Raw genomic sequence first — 266 nt, forward strand, 5'->3', positions numbered from 1 at the left:
ATCGTCGCGTTCGGGTTCGCGAGCAGCAGCCCGGTCGGGTTGCCCGCGGCGTCGCGCAGGATCGTGCCGCCCGGCGGCTCGGGCGTGTCCTTCGTGTAGCCGACCACGCGCAGCGCGGCCGCGTTCAGCAGCGCACGGTCGTACAGGTGCAGGATGAACACCGGCGTATCGGGCGCGGCCGCATTGAGTTCGTCGATCGTCGGCAGGCGCTTCTCGGCGAACTGGTGCTCGGTGAAGCCGCCGACCACGCGCACCCATTGCGGCGC

General features: G+C 71.4%; 1 protein-coding gene. It reads right to left on the reverse strand.

What is annotated here, in order from left to right; all coding sequences use genetic code 11:
• On the reverse strand, positions 1 to 266 hold a 266-nt coding region (locus ACM6JT_RS29370; protein ID WP_414857777.1), incomplete at both ends, for an amidohydrolase family protein.

Source organism: Burkholderia sp. IT-111MI5 (assembly GCF_949752865.1).
In the GTDB taxonomy this organism is placed as follows: Bacteria; Pseudomonadota; Gammaproteobacteria; order Burkholderiales; family Burkholderiaceae; genus Burkholderia; species Burkholderia pyrrocinia_C.